Raw genomic sequence first — 6,918 nt, forward strand, 5'->3', positions numbered from 1 at the left:
GGCTGCTGGAGCGTGACGATGGCGCAGATGGGTTTCTTTGATCTTTCAGACCGCTATTCGAGCCTGGATGCCAAGAGAGACCCGCTGGTCGAGATTGACGCTATCGTGCCCTGGGAGGAGTTCCGCCCGACGCTGGAGCGGGTCTGGCGCAAGCCCGAGGGGGAGCGCAAGTCGCGGGCCGGGCGTAAGCCGATGGACGCGGTGGTGATGTTCAAGACGCTGGTGCTGGGCGCACTCTACAACCTCTCGGACGACCAGATCGAGTATCAGGTGCGCGACCGGCTGTCGTTCATGCGCTTCCTCGGCCTCGGGCTGGAGGACCGGGTCCCCGATGCCAAGACCGTCTGGCTCTATCGCGAGGGGCTTGCGCAGGCGGGCATGGTCGAGGCGCTGTTCAAGCAGTTCGACGGGTATCTCGCGCGGCAGGGCTACATCGCGCGGGGCGGGCAGATCCTCGACGCTTCCATCGTCCCGGTGCCGAAGAACCACAACACGCGCGAGGAAAACAAGGCGATCAAGAGCGGTGAGGTGCCCGAGGACTGGGCGGAGAAGCCCGCCAAGCGGTCACAGAAGGACGTTGATGCCCGCTGGACGAAGAAGCATGGCAAGAGCCACTATGGCTACAAGAACCACGTGAACGTGGACCGCACACACAAGCTGGTGCGCCGCTACCATGTCAGCGATGCCGCCCTGCATGACAGCCAAGCGGTGGACCAGCTGCTGACACGGGACAATACCGGCGCGGGTGTCTGGGCCGATCCCGCCTATCGATCCGAGGACATGGCGGCCAAGCTCCACGCGCGCAAGCTGACGAGTCACATCCACCGCAAGGGCAAGCGCGGCAAACCGCTGACCGAACAGGGCAAGGCCAGCAACCGGACCAAATCCACGGTGCGCGCCCGGGTCGAGCACATCTTCGCGGCGCAGGCCAACGACATGGGCGGCACGCTGGTGCGCACCATCGGCATGGTGCGGGCCAAAGCAAAGATCGGGATGAAGAACCTGGCCTACAACATGCGCCGTCTCGTCCAGCTGCGCCGCCTCGACCCTTGCCCGGCGTGATCCGGGGCGCCGAAGTCAGCCCGCAAGGGCCAGTGCACGCCACGTGCCCGCCATGGACTCCGGCATCGCACAACGCGTCCGGCAGCTCCACAGCATCATCTCCGCTTCAAAGCGACGACCCGGCCCGGAGAAACCGAAAACGGTCAAAAATCGAGGTGCCCCGAAGTAGATAACCCGATAATCTGTCGCATGTGACAAAATCATATCGAGCAGTTATAGCGGGCTTGATATCAAAACCTACTTGTAGAGCACTATCCACAGATTCGATTTGTGTGAAGCCATCCCATCTATCGTCGAGGTCCCTAGTTTCTTTCCTATCTTTTAGTCCGACAATGACTTCACCGCCGTCGGCATTAGCAAGAGCAACGGCGATTTTCTGTATGCCTCGTCCGTCAACTCCACGTCCCTTGCAATCGCAAAAAATGGCTCGCTTCTCGATCCAATATTGATATAACTCATAGGAAATCTTTGTGGTTTTTAATGCAAACACCTGATCATTTTTATGCGGCCTGTGATCGTCCTACTTCACCCGTCGGTGATCAATCAGGTCCTTGCTTTTCGGCGTTTTCGGGCATTAGGGCGGCGGACCAACAAGTTGTCACACTCCGACGCATATCGCTAGAGGGCATTGGCGCTTTCCGTATTCGTATCCGGATATGATCGCGGCCGGCTCAGAGCATGGATTGGACTATCTGCGGTCTCGGCGCGAACAGTCACTTGCACATCTATAAGTGTTATGTTATAATATTGCTTGTAGTGAGTGACATGGTGATTGTGTATGCGGCTCCCGCAGAAAATGCGGGCCTTTCTCGGATTCGAGCAGAAGGCCTTGACCCCTACAGACCCGGCGATGCTCGACATCTTCGGGTCTGCCCCCACCCGCAGCGGCCTGCATTTTGGCCCGGCGTCCGCGATGCGCGTGCCGGCCGTGGCCTGCGCCGTGGGCCTGATTTCCGAGACCGTAGGCTCCCTGCCGCCGAAGCTCTACCGGCGCGCGGACAAGGCCTCCGTCCCCGAGCATCCCGCCTACGCGCTGATGCACGAGGCCGCGAATGACTGGACATCTGCCAGCGCCCTTCGGACACAGCTCACTCTGGACGCTCTTATGTGTGACGCTGGTGGTTTTGCACACGTTGTCCGGATGCCTTCTGCTGCGCGACTGCAGGCAGACCCCCGACCATTCGCCGTCGGTATCCGTGTGAATGCGGTGGCGGAGGAGCAAGGCCTCGCAGTCGTCCGGTCTGCGCAGTTGGGCTGAAACTGGTTTCAATGCGCCCACCAGATGCGCGGCGCCGGCGAACCCACTTCTTGGCGTCCCTCACGCGCAAGCTGACGCGGGAGTTAGGCTTGGACCGCGCCGCCGCCTTCGTGGCCGGCTTCTCGGCTGGCGCCGTGACGGCCGCGATCCTCGCCGACACCTATCCCGAGCGCTACGCGGCGGCGGGGATGGACTCCGGCCTCGCCCGCGGCTCGGCCCACTGCGGAATCTCGCGGTTAAAGACGATGCGTAGGGGGCACGCGCCTGACGCCCTCGACGCGCCGGCGACGGGTGTCGGCAAGCGCGCCGCTGGTGGGCGCGGCTAAGCCCCTAGCGACTGCGCCGAATGCAATGGCACCATTCTTGGTAGTGTTCTGGATCGTCGAGGAGCAGGCCGCGCCTGGTACGGCGGGCACCCGGCGGGATGCTTCACCTTCCGGAACGGCCCCGATGCCTAGGCGCATAACCGCGCCATGTCCGCGTACTTTGGGCGCGGCGGCCATTCTTCGCTCATCCCCGCACGTCCTTTGGTCTGAGTTGGAACGCAGCAGCGTCCGCCGAGTTGGCCAAAAAAGGAATGTGGCACTCTACCGGCGGGGTCCTCTTTGACCTTGAAGTTCGCGCGGCTTCCTGTCGCCAGCAAGCGGCACGTGCCTGACTATTCTCTCTACCGAATATGGAACTCCCCGATGCAAGCCGACCAAGCGATCTTTCGCCCAACCACTGACACGCGGCGCAGTAACAACGCCGATGAGTGCGCCAGTCGCGACCTACGGTTCTGGGACCGTGTCGCGTGAACGCGCGCCAGTCAGCTCAGCCCGTCCTTCGACGGGTGGCAAGTTCGGGCGCGGGCACGCCCTGGGAGGCGGCAGTCATCATCCCTGCCCGAAACGAGAGCAAGCGGATCGAGGCCTGCCTACACGCTCTCGCCGATGCCATCGCCCAGGCCGGGCGCACGGTCGGGGTCATCGTCTGCGTCAACGACACCATCGATGACACCGCGGTCAGGGCCGCAGCGGTACTGCGCGCGCGCGCGCTCCCGAACATTGTCCTTGACCTATACTTTGCGCCCGGCACCGGCGGTGTGGGGCGCGTGCGCGATCTGGGCATGAAATTGTCACAACGCATCCCGCAGCCCCCAAAGATGCTGATGACAACCGATGCCGACAGCCGCGCCGATCCCGCGTGGATTGCCGCTAATCTGACCGAATTAAGGGATGCCCACGTGGTCTTCGGCACCATCATCCCCGACGCCGAGGAACTCGCCCAGATCCGCCCCCTGCTCCCGCGGTACAGCCTTGCCGAAGAAGAGTATGCGCGAGCCGCGGTCCGGCTGGTGAACCGGCTTGACCCACTTCCGCATGACCCCTTGCCCAGCCACCGCAACCGGTCGGGCGCCAGCATTGCCCTGACGACGGAGGCACTTGGCCGGCTGGGTGGCATACCCTGGCAGCCACTATCCGAGGATCGTGCGCTTGCGCTGCGGGCCGAGGCTCTGGATCTGCGGGTACGCCATGCCTCGGCCCCGCAGGTGGTCACCTCATGCCGACTCCAGGGGCGTGCAGAAGGCGGCATGGCGACGACCTTGCGCGTCCGCTGCTCGCAGGATGACCCCTTCTGCGATGACTGGCTCGAACCCGCCGAGGCGCTGGCACGGCGCTACCGAACCAAAGGCAGGCTTCGCGCGCTCTGGCCAGCGCCCTCCCCGGTCTGGTGGCTTGCGCGCGAGCTTCTGGGACCTGCCCCCGGCCTGCAGCCCGTCCCGAGGCCCGACAGGTTCAAGACCTTCGGTGCGTTCTGGCAGAATCTGGAGGCCATTCATCCGGCGCTTCGCCGTCATCCCCTGCGGCAGAGCCATGCCGCGCGCGAATTGCCGCTATTGCTGGCCCAGCTTCGCGATAGCGAACGCACGGGATTGCAGAAGCCCGTCGATCGCAGCCAACGAGAAACAGACCATGCCCCGGCCCTCCAGTGAAACTGCCCGCATGCGCGTGCCCGTCCGCCGGCCTGAGGCCGTGTTCGCCGATATCGCACGCCGCGCCACCGCCGCCGACCGCGGCGAGAGCGACCTGCGTGCCGATATTGCGGCGTTGGTCGAAAGCGGCCTGCTGGCGTGCCTCACCCGCGCCTGCCTGCCGGGCGGTGATACCCTGGCCGCCTGCGATACGCTGCGGGCGCTCGGCCGTGCCAATCTGTCTGTCGGGCGGCTGGTCGAGGGGCATGTGAATGCGATTCGGTTGATCCGGCTTTACGGCGAGCCCGCGCAACAGGGTTCCGAGGACGATGCTGTCCTGCATGGCGTGTGGGGTGCGGATGCAGATCCACCCGTGCGCATCGCCAAGCGCTCCGGGAACGAGGTGTGGCTGAGTGGGCGCAAGAAATTCTGCTCGGGGCTGGGGGTGGTGGGCCGTGCAGTGGTGACGGCGGCCACGGACGACGACGGCGCACCGCAGATGCTGCTGATCGACGCCACCGATCCACGCCGCGCAGCTCCGGGTGACTGGCAGGTCAGTGGTATGCGCGCCACGGCCTCGGGGAGCTACGACCTCTCTGACCATCACGCCGTAATGCTGGGGCAACCTGGAGATCTTCTGCGTGAGCCGCATTTCGAAGGTGGGATCTGGCGCTATCTCGCGCTGCATACCGGTGGGCTCGAAGCGTTGGCCGAGGGGGTTCGGCGAATGTTGGGGGAACGCGCAGCGCACCCTTTGCATGCAGCGCGTCTCGTCGATCTGGTCATCGCCGCGGAGGCCGCGCGGCTCTGGCTCGAAGCCGCAGCTCTCGCGATCGAGGCCCCGCGCGCCGGCGCGCAGGCGGTGTCGCGCGTGCTAATGGCGCGTCAGGCGATTGACGCGGCCTGCCAGCAGGCCATCGCGCTTTCCGAACGGTCCGTGGGGGCCGCCGCCTTTGCCGAGGGGAATCCAATCGATCGAGTGCGGCGTGATCTGGCGTTTTTTCTGCGTCAGGCCGACCTGGACGGAAAGATGCTGCGTGTCGCCGCTGCCTTGGCTCCATCCGAACAGGTGGTGGGAGAGATGTGGTGATCGCTTCGCCCTTTCTGACGGCCGCCGCCGCCGCCGTGCCCGTCAACCCACGCGCTCTGACCGGTGGCGGCGACGAGGTGATCCTGCTCGTGCCGCATCCGGATGACGAATCCCTTGGCTGCGGGCTGGCGATCGCCGCGCTGGCCGACGCGGGGCTGCGCGTGCGGGTGGTGCTGGTCACCGACGGCAGCCGCTCGCACCCCCGCTCCACCCGTTTTCCGCCTCCTCGACTGGCACGGCTGCGCGCTCTCGAGTTGCGGCGCGCGCTACGTCATCTGATCGAAGGTATCGGACCCGCGCCAATGCAACTGGGATACCCGGACCTTTCCGCTCCGTCCGACCCCCAAACCCGCCGCGCCGCCTGCGCGCGGATCGCGCCGCTGATCGGCCCGCAGACCGGGGCGATATGGGCCAGTTGGGCAGGCGATCCGCATATCGATCACGCGTGCGTTGCCCGCCTCGCCGCGTCGTTGCATGCCGACCACCCTCATCTTGCGCGCTGGTCCTATCCGATCTGGGGCCGCTTCAAACCCTCGCTTGGTATCCCCTCTTCGAGTGAAATGGTGCTGATCCGCGCACCTGCGCTACGCGCGCGCAAGCGCAAGGCGCTGGCGGCGCATGCGTCGCAGATGACTCGCCTGATCAGTGACGATCCCGACGGCTTCGTCATGGACCCCGAGCATCAGCGGCACTTTCTTGATCACCCCGAGATCTTCATCCGCGAGCACCCGGCATGATCGGACACCGGCAGACCCATTTCGAACGCCTCTATCGCACCGATCCCGACCCCTGGAACTATGCCACCAGCCCTTATGAACAGCGAAAATATGCCGCCACTCTGGCCGGGCTGCAAAGCCCCCGGTATGCCAGCGCGATCGAAGTGGGGTGTTCGATCGGCGTTCTCAGCGCGCGACTGCGACACCGATGCGACAGGTACCTCGGGCTTGACCTGTCGCCCACGGCACTGGCGTTGGCAAAACGCCGACTGGCGCACTACCACAATGTCGCGCTGCGCCAGGTCGAAGTGCCGCGCCACTGGCCCCGGCGTCGGGCCGATCTGATCGTGCTGTCGGAGATCCTGTACTATCTTTGCCCGGCAGAGCTGTCAGTGCTGGCCCGACATATCGACCGTTCGCTCGTCTCTGGGGGCGAAGTGGTGATCGTGGCCTGGAGAAGCGATACCGCTACCGCCCTTTCTGGCCCCACCGCAACGCGACTCTTTACCCGGGCGCTGCACGGTTTGCGCCCGTTTCGGAGGCTCATCCATGCGTCAAGCGACAGTTATCTCCACCACAGCTTGATTTGCCAGCCCGACCCGCAAAGGCGGACGATACCGCCCTCGGCTGTAAAGCTATCGGGGTGCGCCCAGGGCTACGTGATGTCGAGCAACGCCATGAGACCTTCGAGCTTCCAGCGGGCGACATGATAAGCGAGCCCACCTCCAATTCCGTGAATCCGACACATGTCGTCTCGCGGTCCCTGCCGCTCCTTTCGACCAATCCGAAAGCTGGTTCTCTACATGCGGTTCTCTACATGCGGTTGCTGCGTCAAGTG

The 6,918-nt window shown here is 64.6% G+C and carries 7 protein-coding genes; all 7 read left to right on the top strand.

Features of this window, described 5'->3' with window-relative positions; translation table 11 throughout:
* Positions 1-18: 18 nt before the first annotated feature.
* The 7 genes from IM708_RS19880 to IM708_RS19910 all read left to right on the top strand — a co-directional run bounded on the left by IM708_RS19880 (position 19) and on the right by IM708_RS19910 (position 6,790).
* The gene (locus IM708_RS19880) at positions 19-1,062 is read left to right on the top strand and encodes an IS5 family transposase (protein ID WP_209428318.1); all 1,044 of its coding nucleotides are present in this window, start codon (positions 19-21) and stop codon (positions 1,060-1,062) included.
* An 850-nt stretch (positions 1,063-1,912) separates the two neighbouring features.
* Complete coding sequence (locus IM708_RS19885) at positions 1,913-2,320, top strand: phage portal protein (RefSeq protein WP_209428312.1); 408 nt, start codon at positions 1,913-1,915, stop codon at positions 2,318-2,320.
* Positions 2,321-2,331: 11 nt separating this feature from the next.
* Positions 2,332-2,646 carry a PHB depolymerase family esterase gene (locus IM708_RS19890; protein ID WP_280861138.1) on the top strand — a complete coding sequence of 105 codons (315 nt, stop codon included), beginning with the start codon at positions 2,332-2,334 and terminating at the stop codon, positions 2,644-2,646.
* Between the two features lie 467 nt (positions 2,647-3,113).
* Positions 3,114-4,295 (top strand): glycosyltransferase family 2 protein, encoded by a 1,182-nt coding sequence (locus IM708_RS19895; RefSeq protein WP_209428314.1) that lies wholly within the window; start codon positions 3,114-3,116, stop codon positions 4,293-4,295.
* Between the two features lie 10 nt (positions 4,296-4,305).
* Positions 4,306-5,364: an acyl-CoA dehydrogenase family protein gene (locus tag IM708_RS19900; protein WP_209428315.1), complete on the top strand. Its 1,059-nt coding sequence runs from the start codon at positions 4,306-4,308 to the stop codon at positions 5,362-5,364.
* Entirely contained in the window at positions 5,361-6,101 is a 741-nt protein-coding gene (locus IM708_RS19905) for a PIG-L deacetylase family protein (RefSeq protein WP_209428316.1), read from the top strand. The genes IM708_RS19900 and IM708_RS19905 overlap by 4 nt, the downstream gene beginning before the upstream one ends.
* Positions 6,098-6,790, top strand: a complete 693-nt coding sequence (locus tag IM708_RS19910) for an SAM-dependent methyltransferase (protein ID WP_209428317.1) — start codon at positions 6,098-6,100, stop codon at positions 6,788-6,790. The genes IM708_RS19905 and IM708_RS19910 overlap by 4 nt, the downstream gene beginning before the upstream one ends.
* Positions 6,791-6,918: the final 128 nt, after the last annotated feature.

The organism is Pararhodobacter sp. SW119 (genome assembly GCF_017811755.1).
Lineage (GTDB): Bacteria > Pseudomonadota > Alphaproteobacteria > Rhodobacterales > Rhodobacteraceae > Pararhodobacter.

Bases quoted from the DNA above. Each gene is read 5' to 3' on its own strand.
- IM708_RS19880 (WP_209428318.1), top strand. From the start codon at position 19: ATGGCGCAGATGGGTTTCTTTGATCTTTCAGACCGCTATTCGAGCCTG.
- IM708_RS19885 (WP_209428312.1), top strand. From the start codon at position 1,913: ATGCTCGACATCTTCGGGTCTGCCCCCACCCGCAGCGGCCTGCATTTT.
- IM708_RS19890 (WP_280861138.1), top strand. From the start codon at position 2,332: ATGCGCCCACCAGATGCGCGGCGCCGGCGAACCCACTTCTTGGCGTCC.
- IM708_RS19900 (WP_209428315.1), top strand. From the start codon at position 4,306: ATGCGCGTGCCCGTCCGCCGGCCTGAGGCCGTGTTCGCCGATATCGCA.
- IM708_RS19910 (WP_209428317.1), top strand. From the start codon at position 6,098: ATGATCGGACACCGGCAGACCCATTTCGAACGCCTCTATCGCACCGAT.